The sequence below is a fragment of the Bacillus pfraonensis genome (assembly GCF_050768835.1).
Lineage (GTDB): Bacteria > Bacillota > Bacilli > Bacillales > Bacillaceae_G > Bacillus_A > Bacillus_A pfraonensis.
In genome coordinates this window covers 111912-135063 of the sequence record NZ_JAHCDO010000014.1, presented here as the reverse complement: position 1 = coordinate 135063, position 23152 = coordinate 111912, and the positions used below count along the sequence as shown (strand labels likewise).

General features: G+C 34.6%; 27 protein-coding genes and 1 pseudogene. 19 read left to right on the top strand and 9 right to left on the bottom strand.

Features of this window, described 5'->3' with window-relative positions; translation table 11 throughout:
• The first annotated feature begins 17 nt into the window (after positions 1–17).
• From KFD70_RS15290 to KFD70_RS15280, 3 genes are all read left to right on the top strand, one after another.
• Positions 18–860 (top strand): sugar phosphate isomerase/epimerase family protein, encoded by an 843-nt coding sequence (locus KFD70_RS15290; RefSeq protein ID WP_336453534.1) that lies wholly within the window; start codon positions 18–20, stop codon positions 858–860.
• Positions 861–1087: 227 nt separating this feature from the next.
• Positions 1088–1294 carry an alpha/beta-type small acid-soluble spore protein gene (locus KFD70_RS15285; protein WP_174102517.1) on the top strand — a complete coding sequence of 69 codons (207 nt, stop codon included), beginning with the start codon at positions 1088–1090 and terminating at the stop codon, positions 1292–1294.
• 241 nt (positions 1295–1535) lie between these two features.
• Entirely contained in the window at positions 1536–2789 is a 1254-nt protein-coding gene (locus KFD70_RS15280) for an MFS transporter (RefSeq protein WP_336453533.1), read from the top strand.
• An 80-nt stretch (positions 2790–2869) separates the two neighbouring features.
• Here KFD70_RS15280 and KFD70_RS15275 read toward each other — a convergent pair whose 3' ends face one another.
• Together KFD70_RS15275 and KFD70_RS15270 are read right to left on the bottom strand one after the other, a co-directional pair.
• Complete coding sequence (locus KFD70_RS15275) at positions 2870–3721, bottom strand: MBL fold metallo-hydrolase (protein WP_336453532.1); 852 nt, start codon at positions 3719–3721, stop codon at positions 2870–2872.
• Between the two features lie 98 nt (positions 3722–3819).
• On the bottom strand, positions 3820–4431 hold the full coding sequence (locus KFD70_RS15270) for a LysE/ArgO family amino acid transporter (protein WP_336453531.1): 612 nt from the start codon (positions 4429–4431) through the stop codon (positions 3820–3822).
• 121 nt (positions 4432–4552) lie between these two features.
• On the opposite strand from KFD70_RS15270, the gene KFD70_RS15265 reads away from it, so the two are divergent.
• The 5 genes from KFD70_RS15265 (at position 4553) to KFD70_RS15245 (ending at position 8246) form a co-directional block, all read left to right on the top strand.
• Positions 4553–6004 carry an aminotransferase-like domain-containing protein gene (locus KFD70_RS15265; protein WP_336453530.1) on the top strand — a complete coding sequence of 484 codons (1452 nt, stop codon included), beginning with the start codon at positions 4553–4555 and terminating at the stop codon, positions 6002–6004.
• A gap of 67 nt (positions 6005–6071) precedes the next feature.
• Positions 6072–6239, top strand: coding sequence for a DUF3933 family protein (locus KFD70_RS15260; protein ID WP_336453529.1), 168 nt, complete (start codon positions 6072–6074; stop codon positions 6237–6239).
• A gap of 201 nt (positions 6240–6440) precedes the next feature.
• Positions 6441–6941: a sigma-70 family RNA polymerase sigma factor gene (locus KFD70_RS15255; protein ID WP_336453528.1), complete on the top strand. Its 501-nt coding sequence runs from the start codon at positions 6441–6443 to the stop codon at positions 6939–6941.
• Positions 6931–7953, top strand: coding sequence for an anti-sigma factor (locus KFD70_RS15250; protein WP_336453527.1), 1023 nt, complete (start codon positions 6931–6933; stop codon positions 7951–7953). The genes KFD70_RS15255 and KFD70_RS15250 overlap by 11 nt, the downstream gene beginning before the upstream one ends.
• The gene (locus KFD70_RS15245) at positions 7935–8246 is read left to right on the top strand and encodes a hypothetical protein (protein ID WP_336453526.1); all 312 of its coding nucleotides are present in this window, start codon (positions 7935–7937) and stop codon (positions 8244–8246) included. Before KFD70_RS15250 ends, KFD70_RS15245 begins: the two co-directional genes overlap by 19 nt.
• A 299-nt stretch (positions 8247–8545) precedes the next feature.
• On the opposite strand, the gene KFD70_RS15240 is transcribed toward KFD70_RS15245, so the two are convergent.
• Both KFD70_RS15240 and KFD70_RS15235 read right to left on the bottom strand, forming a co-directional pair.
• Positions 8546–9511: a patatin-like phospholipase family protein gene (locus KFD70_RS15240; RefSeq protein WP_336453525.1), complete on the bottom strand. Its 966-nt coding sequence runs from the start codon at positions 9509–9511 to the stop codon at positions 8546–8548.
• A gap of 88 nt (positions 9512–9599) precedes the next feature.
• Positions 9600–9734 carry a YjcZ family sporulation protein gene (locus KFD70_RS15235; protein WP_336453524.1) on the bottom strand — a complete coding sequence of 45 codons (135 nt, stop codon included), beginning with the start codon at positions 9732–9734 and terminating at the stop codon, positions 9600–9602.
• 236 nt (positions 9735–9970) lie between these two features.
• Here KFD70_RS15235 and KFD70_RS15230 point away from each other — a divergent pair, with 236 nt between their 5' ends.
• From KFD70_RS15230 to KFD70_RS15215, 4 genes are all read left to right on the top strand, one after another.
• The gene (locus tag KFD70_RS15230; protein WP_336453523.1) at positions 9971–10723 is read left to right on the top strand and encodes a YwqG family protein; all 753 of its coding nucleotides are present in this window, start codon (positions 9971–9973) and stop codon (positions 10721–10723) included.
• A gap of 209 nt (positions 10724–10932) precedes the next feature.
• Entirely contained in the window at positions 10933–12093 is a 1161-nt protein-coding gene (locus KFD70_RS15225; protein ID WP_336453522.1) for a transglutaminase domain-containing protein, read from the top strand.
• A gap of 127 nt (positions 12094–12220) precedes the next feature.
• Positions 12221–12424 (top strand): DUF4083 domain-containing protein, encoded by a 204-nt coding sequence (locus KFD70_RS15220; RefSeq protein ID WP_336453521.1) that lies wholly within the window; start codon positions 12221–12223, stop codon positions 12422–12424.
• 20 nt (positions 12425–12444) lie between these two features.
• Positions 12445–12906: an NUDIX hydrolase gene (locus KFD70_RS15215; protein WP_336453520.1), complete on the top strand. Its 462-nt coding sequence runs from the start codon at positions 12445–12447 to the stop codon at positions 12904–12906.
• Between the two features lie 269 nt (positions 12907–13175).
• On the opposite strand, the gene nadE is transcribed toward KFD70_RS15215, so the two are convergent.
• Positions 13176–13994, bottom strand: a complete 819-nt coding sequence (gene nadE / locus KFD70_RS15210) for an NAD(+) synthase (RefSeq protein ID WP_336453519.1) — start codon at positions 13992–13994, stop codon at positions 13176–13178.
• Positions 13995–14264: 270 nt separating this feature from the next.
• On the opposite strand from nadE, the gene KFD70_RS15205 reads away from it, so the two are divergent.
• Positions 14265–16145 carry an FtsX-like permease family protein gene (locus tag KFD70_RS15205; RefSeq protein WP_336453518.1) on the top strand — a complete coding sequence of 627 codons (1881 nt, stop codon included), beginning with the start codon at positions 14265–14267 and terminating at the stop codon, positions 16143–16145.
• Between the two features lie 205 nt (positions 16146–16350).
• Positions 16351–17301, top strand: a complete 951-nt coding sequence (locus tag KFD70_RS15200; RefSeq protein ID WP_336453517.1) for a S8 family peptidase — start codon at positions 16351–16353, stop codon at positions 17299–17301.
• 40 nt (positions 17302–17341) lie between these two features.
• Here KFD70_RS15200 and KFD70_RS15195 read toward each other — a convergent pair.
• From KFD70_RS15195 to KFD70_RS15185, 3 genes and pseudogenes are all read right to left on the bottom strand, one after another.
• Positions 17342–17542 (bottom strand): annotated as a pseudogene (locus tag KFD70_RS15195) (ArsR/SmtB family transcription factor); the annotation flags it as partial.
• Between the two features lie 118 nt (positions 17543–17660).
• Positions 17661–17885 carry a hypothetical protein gene (locus KFD70_RS15190; RefSeq protein WP_336453516.1) on the bottom strand — a complete coding sequence of 75 codons (225 nt, stop codon included), beginning with the start codon at positions 17883–17885 and terminating at the stop codon, positions 17661–17663.
• Positions 17886–17969: 84 nt separating this feature from the next.
• Positions 17970–18317, bottom strand: a complete 348-nt coding sequence (locus KFD70_RS15185) for a DUF4257 domain-containing protein (protein ID WP_336453515.1) — start codon at positions 18315–18317, stop codon at positions 17970–17972.
• Between the two features lie 199 nt (positions 18318–18516).
• Here KFD70_RS15185 and KFD70_RS15180 point away from each other — a divergent pair, with 199 nt between their 5' ends.
• The 4 genes from KFD70_RS15180 to KFD70_RS15165 all read left to right on the top strand — a co-directional run bounded on the left by KFD70_RS15180 (position 18517) and on the right by KFD70_RS15165 (position 21391).
• Entirely contained in the window at positions 18517–19044 is a 528-nt protein-coding gene (locus tag KFD70_RS15180) for a DinB family protein (protein WP_336453514.1), read from the top strand.
• A gap of 183 nt (positions 19045–19227) precedes the next feature.
• The gene (gene rsgA / locus KFD70_RS15175) at positions 19228–20277 is read left to right on the top strand and encodes a ribosome small subunit-dependent GTPase A (RefSeq protein ID WP_336453513.1); all 1050 of its coding nucleotides are present in this window, start codon (positions 19228–19230) and stop codon (positions 20275–20277) included.
• A gap of 243 nt (positions 20278–20520) precedes the next feature.
• Positions 20521–20835 (top strand): hypothetical protein, encoded by a 315-nt coding sequence (locus tag KFD70_RS15170; protein WP_336453512.1) that lies wholly within the window; start codon positions 20521–20523, stop codon positions 20833–20835.
• A 187-nt stretch (positions 20836–21022) separates the two neighbouring features.
• Positions 21023–21391, top strand: a complete 369-nt coding sequence (locus tag KFD70_RS15165) for a DUF3979 family protein (RefSeq protein WP_336453511.1) — start codon at positions 21023–21025, stop codon at positions 21389–21391.
• A 31-nt stretch (positions 21392–21422) separates the two neighbouring features.
• On the opposite strand, the gene KFD70_RS15160 is transcribed toward KFD70_RS15165, so the two are convergent.
• A complete protein-coding gene (locus tag KFD70_RS15160; RefSeq protein WP_336453510.1) occupies positions 21423–22463 on the bottom strand; it encodes a YkvI family membrane protein in 1041 nt (346 codons plus the stop codon).
• A 240-nt stretch (positions 22464–22703) separates the two neighbouring features.
• On the opposite strand from KFD70_RS15160, the gene KFD70_RS15155 reads away from it, so the two are divergent.
• Positions 22704–23147, top strand: a complete 444-nt coding sequence (locus KFD70_RS15155; protein WP_336453509.1) for a Dps family protein — start codon at positions 22704–22706, stop codon at positions 23145–23147.
• Positions 23148–23152: the final 5 nt, after the last annotated feature.

Below are 23152 nucleotides of genomic sequence, written 5' to 3'. Positions count from 1 at the left end.
TAAAGGGGTGTGAATTTATGAAGTATTCATTATGTACGATTTCGTTTCGCCATCAGCTAATTTCATTTACTGATATTGTTCAATTTGCATATGAGAACGGATTTGAAGGGATTGAATTATGGGGAATCCATGCACAAAATCTATATGGGCAAGAGCGTAAAGTGACAGAAGAACAACTAGATTTTTTGAAAAATAAAAATCTAGAAATTACAATGATAAGTGATTATTTAGATATTTCATTGTCAGCAGATTTTGAGAAAACAATGGGAAAATCAGAGCGATTAGCATCGCTAGCGAATTGGTGTAATACAAATAAGATTCGTACATTTGCTGGACAAAAACGAAGCAACAGTTTTACAAAAGAAGAACGTCAGGAATATGTGAAACGAATTCGTATGATTTGTGACTTATTTGCACATCACAATATGTATGTGCTATTGGAAACACATCCGAATACATTAACAGATTGTTTAGATTCAACTCTAAAATTATTAGAAGAAGTAAATCATCCATATTTAAAAATTAATCTCGATTTTCTCCATATGTGGGAATCTGGTGCAGATCCAGTAGAAAGTTATCGCCAGCTAAAACCGTGGGTACAGCACTACCATATGAAAAATATAGCTTCGGCTGCTCATTTAGATGTCTTTGAGCCGAATAATGTATACGCTTCAGCTGGTAATCGAAAAGGAATGGTTCCGTTGTTTGAAGGGGTTGTAAACTACGAAGAAATCATAAGAGAAATTCAAGATACGGAACACTTTGCTTCACTAGAATGGTTTGGATATGATGCAAAAGAGGTATTACGAGAAGAAATCATTCAGTTGAGAAGAAAACAATTGACAGTACTGACTCCATAAAGTGAAACATTTTCTATCGCTGGCGTGATGAAATACAATGCTTTCGTTTTTGAACAAAGATAATAGTAGAATGGATATAAAAAAGAGTCTCGTTTTTCGAGGCTCTTTTTTCAGGAGTTCAAAATGTAAGTTTGCTAAAAAATAGTCTGAAATAACAAAAACCATAATTTACCATGTATTTTTTTTTGAAATCTATACATTTTAATATGTAAAGGAGGTGAACGGAAATGGCTAGAAATCGTAATTCTAATCAGTTAGTATCACAAGGAGCACAAGCAGCTCTTGATCAAATGAAGTATGAAATTGCTCAAGAATTTGGTGTGCAACTTGGTGCTGACACTTCTTCTCGTGCAAATGGTTCTGTAGGCGGTGAAATCACAAAACGCCTTGTAGCTATGGCAGAACAACAGCTTGGTGGCGGGTATACTCGTTAATGTAAGCTGTATGAAAGAAGGGAAGACTTCTTCCTTTCTTTTTTATTGCTTTCCTAAAGTGAAAATGAATTTTTCCATTTAATAGCATGGATATACTGTTGTAAGGATTGAAAGAATAGAAGTAATGCTATGTTATACTCCAATTTCTTTTGTTATATAAGTTAAAAAGCAGATGAAATATAGTAGCCCTGATGAAATTTATAATTGAATTTCATCAGGGCTACTACATGAAAAGAAATAAATGATGAAAGGTTTCGAAATCAACATGTTAAAAAAAGAGAACTGTTGTTTAATTGCACTTACATCTGTTCCACTTGTTATGACATTAGGAAATTCAATGCTCATTCCAATCCTTCCAACAATCGAAAAGAAACTACATATTTCTTCTTTTCAAGTATCTATGATAATTACCATATATTCTATTTTAGCAATTTTATTAATTCCTATTGCTGGTTATTTATCAGACCGATGGGGACGTAAAATGGTCATGGTCCCAAGTTTATTAATTGCAGCTATCGGTGGCGCAATAACAGGGTGGGTATCATGGAAAGTTGAAAATCCCTATGTATGGATTTTGATTGGAAGAGCAATTCAAGGAATAGGTGCTGCTGGAGCAATGCCAGTCGTTATTCCATGTGTTGGTGATTTGTATAAAGATGAAAAACAAGTAAGTACTGGTTTAGGGATTATTGAAACGTCAAACACGTTTGGGAAAGTTCTTAGTCCAATATTAGGGTCTGCCCTTGCAGCAGTTGTATGGTTTTTGCCGTTTTGGGCCATCCCAATTCTATGTGCTGTGGCTATCGCCTTATTATTACTATTAGTAAAAGCAAAAAAACAAGAAAAACAAGCGCCGCCTTTCAAAGAATTCATCCAATCAATTGGTTTGACTTTCCGAGAAAAGGGAAGGTGGTTAGTCGCAATCTTTATATTAGGTGCCATTATAATGCTTATTTTATTTGGGATTCTTTTTTATTTGTCCACCATATTAGAATCAAAATACAACATTCATGGAATATGGAAAGGATGTATAATCGCGATTCCATTACTTGTATTATCAATAAGTTCATACATGGCAGGGAAGAAAATTGGTGATGATCAAGGTGTTATGAAGAAATGTATATATGTCGGATTTATACTAGCAGCTGCGTCTGTTATATTTCCGTTATTTTTAAAAGGAATTTATTTGTTAATTCTTTGTCTTGTTGTTATGGGAATGGGAATTGGTATTTCTTTACCGTGTTTAGATGCACTTATTACACAAGGGATTGAAAAGGAACAGAGAGGGACGGTTACTTCTTTCTATAGTTCGATGCGTTTTATCGGTGTGGCAGCAGGACCGCCTCTCTATTCTTACTTTATGAAGGGAACAGATCATGAAGTGTTTTACTTAACCTGCATATTTGCAATTGCTGGGGCTATGATTACAATTATATGGATTAAGCCTAAAAAGAATAATGAATCTTTACATTCAGTTCCGGAACCTACATCTTAACTTGAAATTTTATAAGAGATACTAAAAAATCCATTTGTAAATCATTACAAATGGATTTTTTAGTATCTCATTTTAACTAGTTAGTTCTCTTCCTTATTATCAACATACCGACCATAATCGGGTATTGCCAGCTGATCAAAATTTTCAGCAAGTTCATTTAGCCCTGTTGTTAATGACTCACCAGATACCGGAGTTCCATGACCTGTAATTGCAATAGAAGGTTGTAAATTCGCTAATTGTTTAACTGAATGCCAAGCTTTTTGCCAGTCGGTTGTAAAGTAGCGTGGAGGGCCATTTATTTCTTGCTGTTGCGTGAAAACCTTATAGAGTGAATCCTGTCTTACGGTAATAAAAGCATCACCGGCAATTAGTACACGATCTTTTTGTCGGAATAAAGAAATATGCCCAGGTGAATGGCCTGGTGTATGTATCCATTTCCAATCTGGTAGCTCCGGAATAATACCATCAGCAGGTAATAATTTGACATGATGGTCTAGGTTTATTGGCTCATTTGGAAAAAAAGAAGATATTTTCGCGATTAAACCGCCTTCAACCCTAGAGTCAGGTTCTGGATAACTCATTTTACCAGTTAGATAAGGAAGCTCTAGTTCGTGGGCATAAACAGTGACATCCCATTTTTTTATGAGTTCAATGACAGCACCGATATGATCAAAATGTCCGTGTGTTAAAATAATTGCCTTTACTTGAATATCTGGACCAAATCGATTGGTTAATGCAGAAATAATTTGATCCGCAGATTTAGGCATACCTGTATCGATGAGTACACATTCGTTTGTTTCTTGTGGGTTTCCAATGAAACAAACATTAACTATTTGAATAGGTAAACAGTGAATATCAGGAGTAACATCTATTCCTAATCCACTTTTGATGGATGTCATAGGGATAAATTTGTAATCTTTACTATATTCCATATAAGTAACGGCTCCTTTTGTGAACAGTATAAATCAAATACAACTTCAATTATTGTTTAACAATTACCCATAAATATACTGAAACGTTATACTTTTTTCTAAAAAATAACTTGTTTCAACATATAAAGAGCAACTCCCCAAATAATAACTCCTGAAATTTTATTTAGAATTGTAATTGCTTTTCCTGATGAATCAACTTTTCCAAGTATTCGGCCTGCAAAGGCTAAGCCAATAAACCAAATCCAAGAAACCGTAATTGTTGTGAAAGTAAAAGCCCATTTTTCGCTGCCTACATATTGAATAGAGTTTGTGCCAATGACGCCAATTGTATCTAGAATTGCATGTGGATTCAATAAAGAAACGGAGGCGGCAAAGGTAATTTGCTTTTTGATGGTCATTGCTTTTGCTTCAATCGTCTCTTTGGTAGCATCACTTCTCCAAATCATCCATCCCATATAAATTAGAAAGAAAAATCCAATTCCATAAAGTGTGGTTGTTAGCCATGAAAAGGTCAAAAGCATCAGTGATACACCTTGTACTGCAAGCAAGATTAGAATTGTATCACAAATAGATGCTGTTAGAATAACGGGGGCAGCTCGCAAAATATTTGGTTGACTAGCACCTTGATTAAAGACAAAGACATTTTGCACACCTAATGGAATAATGAGTCCGAATGCAAGAATCATTCCGTGAAGAATCGCTTCAATCATATTATTTCCTCCTATATAAATTACTGAAATATGATAGTGTATATTGTATAAAAGAAAATCGAAATTGTATCCATCCATATGGTTGGATAACAAACCAACCAAAACGAAGTGTGGTGATAGCATGGAACGATTTGACTGGAAGCCAAATGAATCATCTTCAGTTCCCTTATATAAACAAATTGAGGGATATATAAAAGAGAAGATTATAAATGGAGAATGGACCATTGGTACAAAGTTACCGTCACAGCGAGCTTTCTCTCATGCATTCGAAGTGAATCGAAGTACAGTTGTAATGGCTTTAGATGAATTAGCAGCGCAAGGATTAATTGAGGGAAACGGTAGAAGAGGAACGATTGTGAGAAACGACACATGGAGTGTATCAACTTTGGTGTCACCTCCTAACTGGAATGCTTATGTAGAAACAGGTATTTATTATCCGAATCTCCCGACCATTCAAGAAATTAATCAAGCCGAATTTTATCCCAATATCATCCGACTAGGTACTGGGGAACTTTCACCAGATCTTTTACCTGAGAAGAAAATGAAGCAAATCATGAAGGAACTTTCTCATAGGGAAATCCCTTTAGGATACGAGGAACCAAGAGGAGACTTCAAATTAAGGGAGCAAATAGCGAAGTATTTACAAAAATATGATATTCTTACCTCACCAGCATCTATATTAATTGTTTCGGGAGCAATTCAAGCGCTACAGCTTATTTCGATGGGCCTTCTATGCAAAGGGTCGTCCATTTTACTTGAAAAGCCATCATATTTGTACTCTCTCAATGTTTTTCAGTCTGCAGGGATGCGTTTGTTTGGTATTCCAATGGATGAACATGGGATTCAGCCATCACTTATATCAAAATATAAAAGACAATTCAATGGTTCCATTTTATATACCATCCCATCTTTTCATAACCCAACAAGTCTTGTCATGAATGAACAAAGAAGGCAAGAAGTTATGAAAGTATGTAATGAAATTGGATTACCTATCATTGAAGATGCTGTGTATCAAGATTTATGGCTTGATTCGCCTTCACCTAAACCATTGAAGGCATATGATACAAATGGGATCGTATTACATATTGGAAGTATGTCAAAAGTGATTAGTCCTGGTTTGAGAATCGGCTGGGTTGTTGGACCAGAACCTGTTATTAAAAGATTAGCAGATATAAAGATGCAAATGGATTACGGCTCGAGTTCGTTATCACAACGAGCTGCTGCAGAATGGTTTGCAAGTGAGTTATATGAGAAACATATACAGCAAACACGAATTGAGTTAAAAAAACGGAGAGACTTTATGCTAGAAATGCTAGAGAAATACTGTAATGATGTGGCAAATTGGCAAATACCAACAGGTGGATTTTATATTTGGCTGTATATTAAACCGAATATTTCTATGCGGGAGTTGTTTGAAAAAGCATTGGAAGAAAAAATTTTACTCAATCCTGGAAATGTGTATGATAGAAATGCAAGCCAATATTTACGCCTTTCTTATTCATATGCCTCAATGCATGATATAGAGAAAGGGATTCAAGTGATTGCCAGATTGATAAAGAATCTTTCGGTGTAATAAACATGTTTTTTAGAAAAGAAAGATACTATCATAAATACGAGTAATAAAAAAAGGGGAAAGAAAAATGAAACAATATGTCATTTGTCAGGTTATTGATGGAATTAAGTATTTAGCTGCCTATGCGGAAACGAGACAAGAAGCGATTGAAAAAGCTGAATTATTAGGATTAAGAACAGGAGGACGCTACGTTGTTATTACTGCTGAAGAAGCGGTGGGGTTACAGTATCCTTAAAAAAGCTACCATTTTGGTAGCTTTTTTAAGAGGTTTAAAGTTAGTCCTAATATCTTAAGTTTTATTTATAATTAAAACTTATTATTTAAATATATGGTTGTTGATACTTTCTTAATGACCGAGAAATAAAAATATAAAAAAGGAAAAATAATGCAACTTTTTAGCACCTTCACTCGTGTTATATATGAAAGGAGGAGGGGGATGGAAATTGAGGAAATATATAAGGTTTATATAAACGATGTGTACCGGTATTTATTTTCCCTTTCTCGTAGCCATCATGTAGCAGAGGACTTGGTGCAGGAGACTTTTTATCGGGCGTATCTTTATCTAGAAGATTATGAAAATCAACAGGTAAAATCCTGGCTTTTTAAAGTGGCATATCATACGTTTATTGATTTTATGAGGAAGGAGAAAAAAATAGCTTTTGTAGAAACGAAGGAGTTAGAAACAATACAAGCAAGTGAATCTACAGAAGAATATGTAGTTGCAAAAAATAGCTATGAAAAATTAATTCAGATTATTCATACATTACCCATAATGGAGGCACAAGCTATTTTATTATGCGACGTACATCAATTAACGTACGAAGAGGGTGCCTCTGTATTAGATTTAAAGTTAAACACATATAAAAGTCACATATTTCGCGGAAGAAAGAGATTACAACAATTGTTAAAGGAGGAAAAGAGTCAAGATGACAAATGATAAACCTCATTTTGAAAAAGAAGGTTATAAAGATTTGTTACAAGAAGCTCTTCAGCAAAAACCAGCTTCTCTTCCTGATGGGAAACAGGAACAAGTATTGAAAAAAGGAAGAAATCGAGCTCGCCTTACAAACGTTCTTATTGTGCTTACTTTTTTATTAATTATTCAGCCTATTTTATACGTATCCACATTAGCATATTATGCATTGGCGCCAACAAACGCAATGGAGCTACGAAATGTAGTAAAACAAACGTTAAGTGTAACGGAGCCCAATGTATTTATGAAAGAAAGAGATATGAAACAAACATTGTTACCACTTAGTTTGCAATTGCATTTTGATTTGTATAAAAGGATAGGGAAGAACGATATTCGGATTGGGGAAGAGAAAACAAGTTATTTATTAAGTAATGCAACGAAAGTAAGCCGTGAATATACAATAGATGAAAAAATTCCGGAAATCCCATATATAGATAATGAAGTATTGTCTCATCCAAATAATTATAATGTGTCTTATAATAGCAGCGAAGAAGTGCAGATATTAAAAGGTCTTCCACAAGAATCTGTTGTAGAAGTGTATGTATCTTTTAGAGAATTATTAAGTATACAAGAGGCAGAGCGAATGTTCCCTAATATAGACATTGTTTGGTATGCCGTGAATACAGGGCTAGAGGAGAAACAAAAGAATGACGAGGGTATGTATGTTGCGCCAATTGGTTTTCCGGCAGACACGATTTCAAGCCTAGGTGGTCCATTTTTAAGTGAAACACCTCATGAGAAACAATTTATTGATGTGTTAAAGTCATTACGGAAGCATGAAAATTTAGCGACGAAACTATCTAGAGCAAAAACATTAGAGTTGTCAAAGCGTATTTCTTTCCTTGAAAAAAACGGGATTAAAACATATGGGGCAGTCGTAACTGGACCTAAAGTAGAAGTTGAAAAGTTGATGACTCATGAAAAAGTTAGAAGAGTGAAAGTAGGTGAAGCAAGACTATGGAATTGGCATTCTTAAAGAAAAGAAAGAGTCATATTTTTAAACAAGAAACGTGGATGGGGATTATATCATTAGTAATAGCCTTTCTAGCATTATTGTACTTGAACATTACATTGCTTATCCAGGAAACATTTTTAGGTGAAGCTTTTCTTCAAATAGTTGGAATTGGATTGCTGTTTTCGGTCATAGGCATGTTTACAAAGAACAAAAGTCGAAAATATGCATTGTGGGCATTTAGTTTATTTGTTTTTATGTTATTGTTTTCTGGACTAGGATTTATACTAGGGTGGATGATAAGCTTTGCACCGTAAACATGGAGAAAAGAGCGAATCTAAAATTCGCTCTTTTTATTTCGCAATAATACAAAAAGTAAAGGGAAAAGGTAAGGGAAGAATCTATCCCGCTTTAACGGGCTGTAATACTCCCACCTCAAAATTCGGCGAGAGCAACGTCCTGCGATTCTGAGCGAGCCGCTTCCGCTTTTCTAAAGAAGTTAGGTGGGAGATAAACAGCCCATAAAAGCCTGATTGGTGAGGGCTAACAATCAGTGAGGGATGGAGAAAACCCCCACTGATTGAAGTTTCACTTTATGAAATTTGGATGGGTAGCATTAGGAATCTAGATGGTGGTTTTGTTGAATTGTTTTTCGAACCTGATTTTTACTCCGATATTGATTCACATATCTTTTGAAATTCCAAGACTGTAAAAACTTTTCAGCGGCATGAAAACCAGACTCATAAAGCCATTCTTTTTCAGCGACAGTTAATTGGAATTTTGTGCTTGTGATTGTTCCGGTTGGAATTGTAATGGTTCGTGCTTTTGTTTCTTTGTCTAGATGACGTAAGTCGTGTGCTTGCATCATTGTTTTAAATAAACCTTTGAACATAGAAATAGGTTCTTCATAAGGGACAGGTTCAGCTTGAATTTTATCTTTTACAAAATGAAATCCAAAAGTAGGCCAACGCGGGATGGGAGTGCAATCAAAGATCCATATTGGATAATTGCTCAAAATACCTCCATCAACCATATAGCAAGGTTTTTTCCATTTAGGTGTTTTCCATTTTACTGGTTCAAAATAAAACGGAATGGTACTGCTCATTTTGACTGCTTTTGCAATAGAGAAATTTTGATTGGTAAATCCGTATTTAGGTAAATCATCTGGGAAAATAACCATTCTTCCATTGCTAATATCTGAGGCGATGATTTTTAAGTTTTGTGGATGAGATAAATCACTAAAATGATGAATACCTTTTTTCTGTAGAAGGTGTTCTAACCATTCTTCTAAAAAATCATTCGAATAAATCCCGAGTTTTGTCCATGCGCTTAAGCCTTTTCCTATAAAAGGGATTTTATCAAGTAAAGTTGTTTTTCTGAATTGATGGTAATCGATGTTACTTATAATGTCCTTTAGTTCTGCACATGAGTAACCAGCTGCTAGAAGAGATGCGATAATGGCACCAGCTGATGTGCCGGCTACACGTTCCCATTTATAGCCTTGTTTTTCTAAGGCACAAATCGCCCCAACATGTGCAATTCCACGAACACCGCCGCCTTCAAAAACTCCATCAATTTTCATAAGAAAATTCCTTTCAAGGATTAGATTTGTTATGTAGGAAAAAAGCACGTCATTCACGTGCTTTTTTACAATAGTTGTTCAAGTTTACTTAGCAACCGATGAAGCCGCCCCAGCAGCTAGCACCAATGATGATTAGAAGGATAAATAAAACGATTAATAAAGCGAAGCCACCGTAACCGCAACCACCGCCGCCATAACCACCACAACCGTACCCGTAACCCATGTGGAATGCCTCCTTATAATAAAAGTTGGAATGAAGCAGAATGAACAATGTGAGGATCTACTAGAAGAAATGATGAAATATCTTGTTTGTAGGAACACTGTATACTATGCTGTTTTAAACTTATTCGCGTCCTAGGGATAAGCCCATTTTTGATTTATTTGTTTTCATTTTACATGATGAATGTTGTACAATGTTTGTGCGAAGATACGAATAAGTACATGATGTAAGGAGAATTTATGAAAAAACAAATTGAGTCGTTAATTGATAAATATGAGTTGACACATTTAAAACAGGAACTAATAGATACTATATTTCCTTGTATAAAAGTGGTTCCTAAGCAGATGGATACACTTCCAATTGGTAGCTCTAAAATGGGTGGAGTTCCTGATGTGCCGGTTTCATTCGAATATCCAACCTATGAAGGGAATCCATTAGATTTTATTGCACAATTTAATTTAACTGATTTACAAGATATAGGTATGAATCACAATTTTCCTGACAAGGGGATGTTATATTTCTTTTATTGTGGCAATCATTTTGAAGAAGAGATAAATCACCATGAGGCTGGATGTGTTCTTTATTGTGATGTTTCAATTGAACAATTACAAAGAATGGATGAAAATCTAGCGAAATTTACCCAATGTGAAATTTCATTTGAACTCACATATAAGTTGCCAGAGCTCTTTATTGAAGACGAAGAAGATTCGGATCGTTTTCTGCAGTTACTTGAGGAATTAATCCCAGATCATTATGATAACCATCAGTTATTGGGTGAACCTTTCTCCGTTCAAGAAGAAGTGTTTCAAGAAGCTGGAGAATGCATGGGTACGAATGTTAACGATATAACACTCTTATTCCAAATAGATTCTGATTATCAAAACTGTAATATGATGTGGGGAGATTTAGGGATGTTATATTTCTGTATTGATAATGATGATTTGAAACATCATCGGTTTGAAAATACATACGTTTTATTACAGACTTGTTAGAATAAAATCAGTAGTTACTTCTAATGGAAGAACTACTGGTTTTTTTATATTTTCTGAAATATTATCGGGATTTCCTTTGATAATAGTAAAATAGCAATAAATAAATATGTAGGATTTCATATTTTCTTTTTGAAAAAGTATTGTATACTTTAAAGATATATGGACATTTCTTTCATATGATTTTAAATAGAAGGATGTGACTAGATGGGATGAAAAAACAAAACAAATATATAACAACTGTTGCACTATGTTCAACGATTCTGGTTGGTGGTTTACAAGTTCCAGCGGTATCTTATGCGGCTACAAACTCAAAAGTTGCTGTTGCGCAAACAGATGTTAAACTGTTAGAAGGCTTCCGCAAAGAATTAAAAAAGCATGTGGATAATCGCGAAGAAAATATTACAATTACGTATAAAGCAAAAACTAAAAATGGTAGGGAAGTACTGGATACGCTCTATAAAGAGTATACGAAGATAGTAGATAAAGATGAATACTTAAAATATAATGTAGCGGGCACAAAGTATTCCATACGAGGGATACCAGGAAATTATACATTTACATTAAAAATTACATATCGTGAATCAAAGGAACAAACTCAATATGTGAAAAAACAAGTTAAGTCAATTATAAATTCTGCCTTGAAGCCTGGTATGGATGAGCATGAAAAGGTGAAAGCCATACATGATTACGTTGTGAAACATGTTTCATATGATACGTCTTATAAGGCTTATACGGCATATGAAGCGTTAGTAAATCGTTCAGCTGTTTGTCAAGGGTATACATTATTAACCTATCAATTATTACAAGAAGCGGGTATTCAATCGCATATTGTAACAGGGAAAGGGAATGGGCAGGCACATGCATGGAACTTAGTGAAGATTGAGAATAAGTGGTATCATATGGATACCACATTCGATGATCCAGTTCCAGATAAAGCAGGGCGTGTTACGTATTCGTATTATAATATGTCTGACGAGCAGTTAGGCAAGGATCATGAATGGGATCGAAGTAAGTATCCAAAAGCATCAACTAATTACTATAACGAATTAACAAATAAAATAAAAACAGGCACTCCTAAAGCAGTAGTATACAAAAAAATGCTAAAGGATACGAACTTAATTTATTTGTCCTCGCAATACGGAGCTGAAAATTATAATGAATTTAAAGTGAAATTGCAGAAGCAATTTACCGCAAAGCCTACAAAAGTAGAAATGCGCTATAAACAGTCGATGGATGGAACGATGCAAGATATTAAAAAAATATTAAATGAAGTTTCTTGGCCAATAGGGGCGAAGCGAGTTTCATATCAAGTTGCGCCGTACAGCGCGATGGCAGGTTATTCATTAGCAACAATCACATTTACGTATTAATGAAAAAGAGCATCTATAACAGGTGCTCTTTTTGTATTTGTGTGTGGATTGTTCGTGATGATTAGAAAGGAATCAGTTATAGTTAAAATATGGTGAAATTATCAAAAACAAAAGGTGGGAGTGTTGAATGTCTTTGTTTGAAAATGATATATTTGCAATCGCTTACCTATGTGTGATAATTGGACTCATTGTTTTGTTTTGTATCTCATTGACTTTGTTTATAAAAAGGTTATTTTTAAACACGTCTATAAACAAAGATTGTTCTAGAAATATAGAAGAAAAGCTTGATAAAATTATTGAATTACTTGAAAGAGACAAAGAACAACCATAACTAAGTTGGGGAGGGAGAAGATGGCTAATTATATTAAAGAAATACGAAAAAAGGTAGGACATGACTATATCATTTTAAATTTTGCAGGGGGATGCGTCTTTAATGAGGAGGGGAAAGTACTTTTGCAAAAAAGAGGAGATAATGAAGCTTGGGGATTTCCAGGCGGGGCAATGGAAATCGGTGAATCAGCAGAAGAAACGGCAATTCGAGAAATAAATGAAGAGACAGGATATATTGTGGAAGTAGATGGGCTTATTGGTGTATATACAAAGTACTTTCAAACGTATCCAAATGGAGATCAAGCACAGACAATTTGTATCTTCTTTAAATGCTCTATAATTGGTGGAAGTAAAAAGATAGATGGAGAAGAGACTTTGGATTTGAAGTTCTTTGCGTTAGATCAAATGCCAACTCTATTCAATGAACAACATCGGAATTGTTTAGATGATATTTTAAAGGGAAGAGTGGCTGTATATCGTTAACGAAGTGTAAAAGGATATCGTACATTTTTTATTTCGTTTATAGTTAACTGGCTTCATGTGATAATAGATTTTAAAGATAAGAGGAAAATATATATAAATGTTTCAAGTATGTATGATTACAATGTTATTGTTCATAATACGTTAGACCTGCCATTTGTAGTGTGGGTGGCAATTTTTAAAGGGGTAGTTTTATTAATGAGACATTAAGGTTTTAGGGAGATTCGATAAAAAAGAAGCTAACTGATATTAGCTTCTTTTTTATCGGACTCTTATTTCCACCAATCATCAAACATCGATGCTGGAACATGTCTTTTATGTTCGCTTACTGTATAACGTTTTTCAATTTTTTCTGCAACGTCTCCAGGAACTGTTTTTCCTTCTAAGTAATCATCTAGTTGATCGTATGTAATACCTAATTCTGTTTCGTCAGCTTGACCTGGTTTTTCATCTAATAAATCAGCTGTGGGCATTTTTAAGTAGAGACGTTCTTCAGCACCTAATTCTTGTAATAAAGCTCTTCCTTGACGTTTTGTTAAGCCTGTAAGCGGTAGAAGATCGGCACCGCCATCTCCGAATTTTGTAAAGAATCCTGTTACAGCTTCGGCAGCGTGATCTGTTCCGATAACAAGTAAGCCTTGTTGACCTCCAATTGCATATTGTGTGACCATACGAATGCGAGCTTTTACGTTTCCTTTATTAAAGTCTGTCAAAGATTCTCCTAATAAGTCTGTATATTGATTTGAAAAAGCATCGACTGTTGATGCGATATCAAAAGCGACAGATTGATCTGGTTTAATAAATTGCAGTGCTAATTGTGCATCCTCTTCATCTTTTTGTACTTTATATGGAAGACGTACAGCAATAAATGTTGCGTTGCCCCCTTCATTACGAACTTCTTCCACTGCAAGTTGTGCTAAGCGACCTGCTAGTGTAGAATCTTGCCCACCACTAATTCCGAGTACAAATCCTTTTGCACCTGTTTTTCTTAAATAGTCTTTTAAGAAATCAATTCGTTTACGAATTTCTGTCTTCGGATCAATTACAGGTTGAACATGTAGTGCTTTCATAATTTGTTCTTGTAATGTCATTATGTTTTCCTCCTATTCATATAGAACGAACGATAAGTATATATGTACTGATTCATACATCTCCACTCTTATTATTTCGCAAAATTAACGAATATACAATAGGTTGAAGGTATGAATATGAATGTAGTTATTATAATGAAACTGTTTCGTTTAATCAATTTTTCTGTAACCTTTCAAAAATGTAAGGTTTTTGTCATTTGAATCGATGGCATATATTTCCGTGCTTGATTATGATGGCGATATAGTGATTGAAGGAGCGGAGGGTACAACATGAATATTAGAGAATTAGCATTTCGTAATGTCACGCGAAATAGACGAACTTATTCGGCCTATTTTTTAAGTAGTGCATTTGCCATTATGGCGTTTTTTGTTTATTCATTTTTTGCGTTTCATCCAGCATTAAGTGCTAGTCAGCTAGGTCAATATGTATTTGTCAGTATGTCGTTTGCACAAGTTATTATTTACCTCTTTACTTTTTTCTTCATCTTATATTCAATGGGAATGTTTTTGAAAACAAGAAAGCGTGAATTAGGAATTTTAATGATGCTAGGCATGACGAAATTTCAATTAAAACGTCTTATCTTTTTTGAAAATGTCATGATTGGAATTGCGGCCATTATTACGGGTATTATTTGTGGAATGATATTTTCAGGGATATTGATTGTGGTGGCACCATTATTGTTAAAGTTAGATTTACCTTTATCATACTATGTACCAACGACAGCAATGGCTGTAACGAGCGTTATGTTTTTTATCTTATTTATTATCATATCTTTCTTTAGTGCAGGAATGATTCGTAAAAATCAAATTATGAAACTATTTAGAGGTTCAGTCAAAGCAAAGCCTGAACCCAAGGCGTCTATTATTTCCTCAGTTTTAGCTGTATTGTTGCTTAGTGCAGGATATGTAGGTGCTTTAACTTCACATGGTGTAATGGTTTTTATCATGTTGATTCCTGTAACGACTGTTGTCATTATTGGCACATATTTATTGTATAAGCAGCTCAGCGTATTTATTGTTCGAGCATGCAAGAAGAGTAAACGTTTCTATTGGACAAGAACAAATATTATTACTCTCTCAGATTTAGCGTACCGTATGAGAGATAATGCGCGAATGTTCTTTATTGTGACGATTATTTCGACTGTAGCCTTCGCAGCTATTGGTACATTAGTTGGCTTTGCTTCTATGACAAAGGGAATCATGAATCAACCAATTTCCTTTCAATATCACTCTAAACAAGGGAATGAAAATGAATTACAGCATGTACAATCTATTGAGCAAACATTGAAGAAACATCATATATCTACTGAAAAAATAGATATGGTATCAAAGCAAACTGAAAATAAACCACTAAGAGATGCTACGTTTATAAGAGAATCGGATTATAAAAAGTATGCAAAGTTAACGGGAGAGCCAGTTGATGTATTAACTGAAAATGCAGTACTATTTTTATCAATAGAAATACCCGGTCCACCGAAAAAAGAGAGAACAACAATTGAATTACCGAATGATAACAAATCGTTGCAAGTGAAAAAAGTAGATACATCTTCTCTAGGTAAAGTACTTACTGGGAATATATATGTAGTTTCAGAAGCTCAATATAATGTATTGCAAGATGGATTTAAAGAAGTAAAAAATTACATGTATAAAACAAAGGAAACAAAAAATGAAATAGAAGCCGGAAAAGAACTTACAAATCAAATAAAACCTGAGCAAGAACATTCAAGATTTAGTGCGGCAGAATATGATGAAAATCAGGCTTTACAATTTGCTGGACCTATCTTTTTTGTAGGATTCTTTATTGGTATTGTATTCTTTGTTTGTGCAGGTAGTTTTCTATACTTCCGTCTATTCTCTGATTTAGAAGATGATCATCGTTTATTTGATTCCGTTCGAAAAGTAGGTTTAACAAGTGGGGAGTTATCAAAAGTAGTAACAGTTCGATTGGCGTTATTATTCTTTGTTCCAATCGGTGTTGCGACATTACATGGTGCAGTTGCGTTAACAGCCTTAGGACAAATGTTTGAGTATTCGCTTGTGAAAGAAAATGCCATCGTATTAAGTATCTTTGTAGGGATTCAAATTGTGTACTTCATCTTGATTCGGTCCCGTTATTTAAAGCAATTGAAAGAAAGATTACGAATGAATTAATATGTAGTAGCTCATAAAAAATCTCCTAATACATGATGTTAGGAGATTTTTGTTTTTGTGAGAACACGTGAAAGGCGGTTTTTATATTGAGAAAAAATTATGAAGCAGGAAAATAGGAGCGGGAAAACGAATGTTATCAAAATGTTATCAATAAGTGTAAGCGTATTCAAAAGGAGAGATTAATATATTTTTAGGAGGGATTAAGATGAATAGTAGTACGGCCAATAAACAAAAAGGTATTCAATTAATTCCGTTTACGGTAGATAAAGTAGTTGAGCAAGTAAACGAAATTCCACCAGGTGTACAACTGATTCATGCTCCTGAGGTTTGGGAAAAGAGTGTAAAAGGACAAGATATTGTCGTGGCAGTATTAGATACAGGCTGTGATATAAATCATGTAGATATAAAAAATCGAATTATTGGTGGGAGAAACTTCACTGAGGATTATGAAGGCAACCCCAATATTTATCTTGATAATAATGGGCATGGTACTCACGTTGCAGGAACAATTGCAGCAACAGAAAATGGGGTTGGTGTTCTAGGTGTTGCACCGCTTGCTAAATTACTAGTATTAAAAGTGTTGTCTGGGGACGGTTCTGGGAACTATCAGCATATTATTGAGGCGATTGATTATGCAGTGCGCTGGAGAGGACCTAACCAAGAACGAGTACGAATTATTTCGATGTCACTTGGAGGACCACAAGATGTTCCAGAGTTACATGAAGTCATCCAACATGCAGTGAAACAAGATGTGCTTGTTGTATGCGCTGCAGGAAACAATGGGGATTGCAGTGATAAAACGGAAGAATTAGACTTTCCAGGTGCTTATTCAGAAGTAATTGAAGTAGGAGCTGTAAATTTAGAAAGAAAACTCGCTTGCTTTAGTAATTCAAATCAAGAAATTGATTTAGTAGCACCGGGGGAAGGGATCCTCTCTACTTATCCAAAAGGAAAATATGCGGTATTAAGCGGAACATCAATGGCTACGCCACACATTGCCGGAGCATTAGCACTTCTTATTAAGCAATGTGAGAGAGAGTATGGTAGAAAGTTAACAGAGCCAGAAATTTATGCACAGCTTATTAAACGCACTGTACCTTTAGGGTATGAGCGAACATCAGAAGGAAATGGATTAATAGATTTGTTAAAAGAATAGTTGTTACTAAAAAACATCTCATATTGATATGAGATGTTTTTTAATACGGTTCTGTTGCCTGCAAGACAGTATCTAATAATCCGGGAAATCTAGTATTTAAATCTTCTGTTCGAATAGAAACAAAGCGTTGCGTACCTTCTAGACGAGTGTACATAACACCAGATTCACGTAAAACTTTAAAATGATGGGATAAGGTTGATTTTGCTACAGGAATATTTAGTGAACCACATGATTGTTCATTACTAGTGTTTAGAAAAAGTGAACGATATATAAAGAAAGGAGTAGGAGAAAGGCAGGGGGCTTTTTCTTAAAGATATAAAATTTGAAATAAACAAAAAAGCACTGTTTTAGACACATTACTAAAACAGTGCTTTCCGTTTAGCTTGAACAGTTGCAGCATTTTCATCCTTTATTCCTGCTTCTTCAATAATTCGTTTCTTCGCTTTATCTAATAGGTGATTCACAGATTCACCAAAATGGTTAGCTTCACGTTTTGTGCGGGCTGCTCGTAAACATTTATAGTTTTCTATCAGTTCCTCTTTTTCAGAGTCGGTTAAGAAATCTTCTATTTTCTTTTTTGGCATACGAAACACCCTTTCCTCTGACAAACGACGCAATTCAGAAATATTTTTATACATTATAACAATATTTTTAAAGGGAAGTACATATTAACGTCGTAATAATTTGTCAATTTCTTGAATTTTCTCATCCGCTTTTCCAATTTGAGCATTCTTTGCTTGTTCACCACCAAGAGCTTGGTGTAGTAAAAAGGTTTGACCAGAGATGGCAGTCACAATAGAAACTTTTATAATCTCTTTTACTGTTGTTGCATCGAATAAAACAAGTCCAAGAAGTGCAGCAAGACTACCAGTCAAAATATCAGTGAAAAAACCAAGGTGAAAAAATGTTTTTAAACGGCGTGGAAGCAATAACTTGCCTTGGTTATTGATAAGATGGGAAACGAAACCAGTAACGCCACCAATGAGAACAGCAGTTAGCCATTGATACATCTCCATCAAATCCACTCCTTTTAGTATATAAAATTCGGACTACGTTGTAAGTAATCCTTTTTCAATTTCATATACAAATATTGAGAAAATTTGGTTTGACTACATGCATGTTCAATTTCATTATAACAGAAAATTCTGGTATATTTCAGTCTATTATATGACGTTTTTTTTCATTATTATAAATTTAGAGAAGGAGGATGAGAAAATGCAAATAGATTACCGAATAAGAAGCGTAGAGGATTATACGCCCAATATCGGGCAACTTGTTAGTATGCTTGAACATACGAGAGCGGTTACATTACAAGAAATAAAAGATTTAACAGTAGAACAGTTAGATTTTTTCTTGGTCGATGGTGGCAATTCTATTGGTGCCTTATTAAAACATATTGCTGCAATAGAAAAAGTTCATCAGCTTATTTCTTTTCAAAATCGAGATTTTACAAAAGAGGAGTTGGAGGACTGGAATGACGCTCTTTTCTTAGGAGAAGAGGGAAGAAAAATTTATAAGAATGAAGTGCAATACTACATACAAATTTTAAATAAAGTAAGAGAAGACTCTTTGCAATATTTAAGAGAAAAAGATGATGCATGGTTAATGTCAGAAGGAAGATGGGAAAACGGAGTCGTATTTAATCAGTACTATTTATGGTTCCATGTATTAGAGGATGAGATTAGCCATCGTGGACAAATAAGAATGATAAAAAAACGTATATCTGAAAATTCCGTTAAATAAAGTGGCTTTTCAAAATAATATTACATATAATGAGATTAACTAAAAGAAGAACGGAGTGATGTATTATGGCGATGATTATTGATATGAATGTTAAAACGAATACAAAGGTGGACGGAAAGAGCGGGAATTTGTAAAGAACCGCGCTATCCTTCCACTGGGCTCAAAATAGGGAGGATATAAAATTTGAATCAAAATCGTTTAGAATCATTTGGATGGGATTCTTTTTTTGAAGAGGAATCTTTAGAGCAATTTGAAGTAGGGCGTATTTTATTAGAACATAAACATATGTATCGTATTATGTGTGAAGATGGTGAATATATCGCTGAGTTATCTGGAAAGTTTCGTCATGAAGCGCTAGCTAAAGGTGATTATCCAGCAGTTGGTGATTGGGTGCATATAAGGAAAATAGAAGAGGAAAGTAAAGCGATTATTCATGGTGTTTTTTCAAGAAGAAGCTCTTTTTCAAGACAAGCAGCCGGTGAAAGAACGGCTGAACAAATTATAGCAGCGAATGTTGATTATTTATTTTTAGTAAATGCGCTTAATCATGATTTTAATGTAAGAAGAATTGAACGTTATTTATTATTAGCTTATGAAAGTGGATCAATGCCTGTTATTGTTTTGACGAAAAGTGATCTGTGTGAAGATGTGGAGCAAAAAATATTGGAAACAGAAGCAGTAGCCATTGGCGTTCCAATATTTGCAGTTGATAGCTTGCAACAAGCAGGAATTGAATTATTGCAACAATTTGTTGCTCCTGGCAAAACGATTGCCCTTGTTGGTTCATCTGGTGTAGGTAAATCTACTTTGTTAAACGCGTTAATGGGAAGCGAAGTTGCAAAAATAGGCGGTATTCGTGAAGAGGATAGTAAAGGGCGACATACTACGACTCATCGTGAGTTGTTCCAATTACCGAGTGGTGGTTTAGTGATCGATACGCCAGGGATGAGAGAGCTCCAACTATGGGAAGGAAGCGAAGCGATCCATGCTACGTTTTCTGATATTGAAGAATTAGCAAAGGGTTGCCGTTTTCGGAATTGTGAACATGAGAATGAGCCGGGGTGTGCGATTCGCAATGCTATTGAGAATGGTGTTTTAGTGGCAAAACGTTTGCAGAATTATAAAAAGCTGCAAAAAGAGATTGCATATGCAATGAGAAAACAAGATCCGGTGCTTGCGCGTGCTGAACGGGGGAAGTGGAAAAAAATAGCGAAGCAGAATCGGAAAAAGTAGGAATAGAATGAGAAACCAAAAGCTAATAAAATGCTTTTGGTTTTTTGTTATTTATTTTATCCCACTATTTTAGAACAGTAAGACTCCTATCTCAAAATTAAGCGAAAGCAAAGAAGTTAGATGGGTCTTACTGCCCGTAAAAGTTATAAGTTGAAAAATAGAAAATTATCGTCGAAAAATAAAGGAATTTGTTGTATACGTGTATAATTGTTGTAAAGTAGACTATGTATAAAGGAGAAGATTATGGGAGTGTACTGGGGAACAAAAAGACATTCTTGGCTTAGCTATGTCTCATTTTGGGTAAGTATTTCATTTTTTCTTATCTTTTTGATTGAAGTGTTTGTGTTTAAAACACTTTTAAATAGTTCAAATGGTATCGCGCAATTTATTAAATATTTTTATTTTATATTTGTGCCATTAAATATCGTGATTAGTTTAAGACTATTGTTTAAAAAGAATGAAAAGAAAATATTGCCGATTTTTAGTTTTATTGTATCATTACTCTTTGCAAGCTTAATAGCGGTATTAGCTTTAGCTGCGACAGGAAAAGTATTTTAATGGAAAACAAACAGGGATGATAAATATCATTCCTGTTTTGTTTTTGTGGATTCCTATTATAGCAGGAAAGTTATTAGGCAGATGAATAAGGAAAGAGAAGTGATGTATGGTACAATAACCTTGATAGTGATAGAGAAAAAGGGTATATAAAATACTCATTGTTTTTTAGTAAGAGAGGGGTTATCTTATGCTATACGAGGATTTGATGTTATTATTTCAAGCTGCTCCAATGGAAGATGGGAAAAATGGCTGGAGATATGTAATCCAAGAAGAAGATGGTAAGTATTCAATTGTTAATAGTGTATCAACAGAACATATGAATGTAGAGTTATTTTTTAATGAATATGACGAGTTACGAATTACTTTATATAAAGAGGGTCAGCCAATTACAACCATACAACGAATAGCAATCTTAAAAACCGAGTTAGAAGAGGATGAAGACGGAGTTCAATTTGTTTTAGAGCGTATGCCAAGCCGAATGATTCGATTACAATTCAAACCATTTCTCGCAGTGGAAATGGGGCTATATTGGGAAATCTGTGAAGATTGTGAGTGAAAAAGCATCCGTACATAACGGATGCTTTTTACTATGTTTTTTCTAGTTGTTTATATGCGATTATTGGAAGCAGAATAATGCTCACCCATCCGATGATTGGATACAAGATGTGAAGAAGTTCACTGTAACCAATATAGCTAAAGGCATAACTAATTAATAAAATAAAATAAACAATATTGTTGCTCTTCCAACCAGTGATAGATTGCATTTGTTTTGTCATCCCAAATACATTTCCAACTAATGTGGTAAACACTTCTCCGAAAATAATAAGGACGAAGAAAAAATGAAAAGTAGCATTAAACCTTCTTACTACTTCAGCCATGGGAATGTTATATTGATAAAATTGATCAACAGATAAAATGGCTAAATGACTACATAATAAAATAAAGCATAGTCCCGCTCCTCCTAAAATTCCACCCCATAGAATCGCCTTTCGATCTTTTACTTCACTTGCTAAGGGTACGAGAACACTTTGGGCGAGAGAAAGATTTAAGGCGACATATGTAAGTGGACTTGTTACCCACTTCATATTCCAGTCTTCTGTAGGAACAGTGTTAAGAATAGGTGTTGTACCATGAATAAAAGTTGTAATAGCAAGTCCGATAATGAAAATCATCATAATGGGTACGACAAGTGTATTTACTTCAAATACACCTTGCAATCCTCGGCTACCAATGATGATACATGCGATAACTGTAATGAAAATACCGAGTTGTCGTGGAAGACGAAGTTGTTCTTCGAATACAGCGCCAGCACCTGATAGCATAACACTTGTTACACCAAAAAGCACGAGTAATAACAAAGTGTTTATCACGTTTCCAAATACATCACCAAACAAATATCTGTTAAATTCCTGAGCAGAAAATGCACCGATTTGTGAAGAAAGTAACATCATTTTTGTACCTAGCCAAATGAAAAAAATTCCACTTATGCATATTCCAATTGTTCCATACAATCCGTTAATCGTAAAAAATTCAACAATTTCTCGCCCAGTTGCAAATCCAGCCCCGACGACAGTTCCAATATAAGTAGCAGCAACTTTTTTAGCTACTTGCCATTGCTGATTATCCATGTAATCCCTCTTTCTACTATGATGAGCTTGACCTATTATTATGCATATGTGTGAGCTTGGACAATTAGACATATGAAGTAAAAGAAAGGAGGCATGGATTTTCAACATTAGGGAATGATTAAAGTTGTTGCAACTTTGTTACATATAAGCGGATAATTTGGACGAGTAGGGAATTTATGGTACAATAAGAATGTATTATTAAAAGAGAATGATTATAAAATAATAAGAGGAGTGGATTGAATGAGTACGAAAACAAATGTTGTTGAAGTATTAAACAAGCAGGTAGCAAACTGGAATGTGTTATATGTAAAACTCCATAACTATCACTGGTATGTAACAGGCCCACACTTCTTTACATTACATGAAAAATTTGAAGAGTTTTATACAGAAGCAGCAACGTATATTGATGAACTAGCAGAACGTATTTTGGCGCTAGAAGGAAAACCATTAGCAACAATGAAAGAGTACTTAGAAACATCGACAGTACATGAAGGTTCAAGTAAGGAATCAGCTGAAGAAATGGTACAAGCATTAGTAAATGATTTTTCAGCAATTATTCAAGAATTAAAAGAAGGTATGGAAGTAGCGGGTGAAGCTGGAGATGAAACATCAGCAGATATGCTATTAGCGATTCATACAACATTAGAACAACATGTTTGGATGTTAAGTGCATTTTTAAAATAAGCTAT

What these genes read in the sequence shown, in the direction of transcription:
- KFD70_RS15290 (WP_336453534.1), top strand. Translation starts at nt 18, where the DNA reads ATGAAGTATTCATTATGTACGATTTCGTTTCGCCATCAGCTAATTTCA.
- KFD70_RS15285 (WP_174102517.1), top strand. Translation starts at nt 1,088, where the DNA reads ATGGCTAGAAATCGTAATTCTAATCAGTTAGTATCACAAGGAGCACAA.
- KFD70_RS15280 (WP_336453533.1), top strand. Translation starts at nt 1,536, where the DNA reads ATGATGAAAGGTTTCGAAATCAACATGTTAAAAAAAGAGAACTGTTGT.
- KFD70_RS15275 (WP_336453532.1), bottom strand. Translation starts at nt 3,721, where the DNA reads ATGGAATATAGTAAAGATTACAAATTTATCCCTATGACATCCATCAAA.
- KFD70_RS15270 (WP_336453531.1), bottom strand. Translation starts at nt 4,431, where the DNA reads ATGATTGAAGCGATTCTTCACGGAATGATTCTTGCATTCGGACTCATT.
- KFD70_RS15265 (WP_336453530.1), top strand. Translation starts at nt 4,553, where the DNA reads ATGGAACGATTTGACTGGAAGCCAAATGAATCATCTTCAGTTCCCTTA.
- KFD70_RS15260 (WP_336453529.1), top strand. Translation starts at nt 6,072, where the DNA reads ATGAAACAATATGTCATTTGTCAGGTTATTGATGGAATTAAGTATTTA.
- KFD70_RS15255 (WP_336453528.1), top strand. Translation starts at nt 6,441, where the DNA reads ATGGAAATTGAGGAAATATATAAGGTTTATATAAACGATGTGTACCGG.
- KFD70_RS15250 (WP_336453527.1), top strand. Translation starts at nt 6,931, where the DNA reads ATGACAAATGATAAACCTCATTTTGAAAAAGAAGGTTATAAAGATTTG.
- KFD70_RS15245 (WP_336453526.1), top strand. Translation starts at nt 7,935, where the DNA reads ATGGAATTGGCATTCTTAAAGAAAAGAAAGAGTCATATTTTTAAACAA.
- KFD70_RS15240 (WP_336453525.1), bottom strand. Translation starts at nt 9,511, where the DNA reads ATGAAAATTGATGGAGTTTTTGAAGGCGGCGGTGTTCGTGGAATTGCA.
- KFD70_RS15235 (WP_336453524.1), bottom strand. Translation starts at nt 9,734, where the DNA reads ATGGGTTACGGGTACGGTTGTGGTGGTTATGGCGGCGGTGGTTGCGGT.
- KFD70_RS15230 (WP_336453523.1), top strand. Translation starts at nt 9,971, where the DNA reads ATGAAAAAACAAATTGAGTCGTTAATTGATAAATATGAGTTGACACAT.
- KFD70_RS15225 (WP_336453522.1), top strand. Translation starts at nt 10,933, where the DNA reads ATGAAAAAACAAAACAAATATATAACAACTGTTGCACTATGTTCAACG.
- KFD70_RS15220 (WP_336453521.1), top strand. Translation starts at nt 12,221, where the DNA reads ATGTCTTTGTTTGAAAATGATATATTTGCAATCGCTTACCTATGTGTG.
- KFD70_RS15215 (WP_336453520.1), top strand. Translation starts at nt 12,445, where the DNA reads ATGGCTAATTATATTAAAGAAATACGAAAAAAGGTAGGACATGACTAT.
- nadE (WP_336453519.1), bottom strand. Translation starts at nt 13,994, where the DNA reads ATGACATTACAAGAACAAATTATGAAAGCACTACATGTTCAACCTGTA.
- KFD70_RS15205 (WP_336453518.1), top strand. Translation starts at nt 14,265, where the DNA reads ATGAATATTAGAGAATTAGCATTTCGTAATGTCACGCGAAATAGACGA.
- KFD70_RS15200 (WP_336453517.1), top strand. Translation starts at nt 16,351, where the DNA reads ATGAATAGTAGTACGGCCAATAAACAAAAAGGTATTCAATTAATTCCG.
- KFD70_RS15190 (WP_336453516.1), bottom strand. Translation starts at nt 17,885, where the DNA reads ATGCCAAAAAAGAAAATAGAAGATTTCTTAACCGACTCTGAAAAAGAG.
- KFD70_RS15185 (WP_336453515.1), bottom strand. Translation starts at nt 18,317, where the DNA reads ATGGAGATGTATCAATGGCTAACTGCTGTTCTCATTGGTGGCGTTACT.
- KFD70_RS15180 (WP_336453514.1), top strand. Translation starts at nt 18,517, where the DNA reads ATGCAAATAGATTACCGAATAAGAAGCGTAGAGGATTATACGCCCAAT.
- KFD70_RS15170 (WP_336453512.1), top strand. Translation starts at nt 20,521, where the DNA reads ATGGGAGTGTACTGGGGAACAAAAAGACATTCTTGGCTTAGCTATGTC.
- KFD70_RS15165 (WP_336453511.1), top strand. Translation starts at nt 21,023, where the DNA reads ATGCTATACGAGGATTTGATGTTATTATTTCAAGCTGCTCCAATGGAA.
- KFD70_RS15160 (WP_336453510.1), bottom strand. Translation starts at nt 22,463, where the DNA reads ATGGATAATCAGCAATGGCAAGTAGCTAAAAAAGTTGCTGCTACTTAT.
- KFD70_RS15155 (WP_336453509.1), top strand. Translation starts at nt 22,704, where the DNA reads ATGAGTACGAAAACAAATGTTGTTGAAGTATTAAACAAGCAGGTAGCA.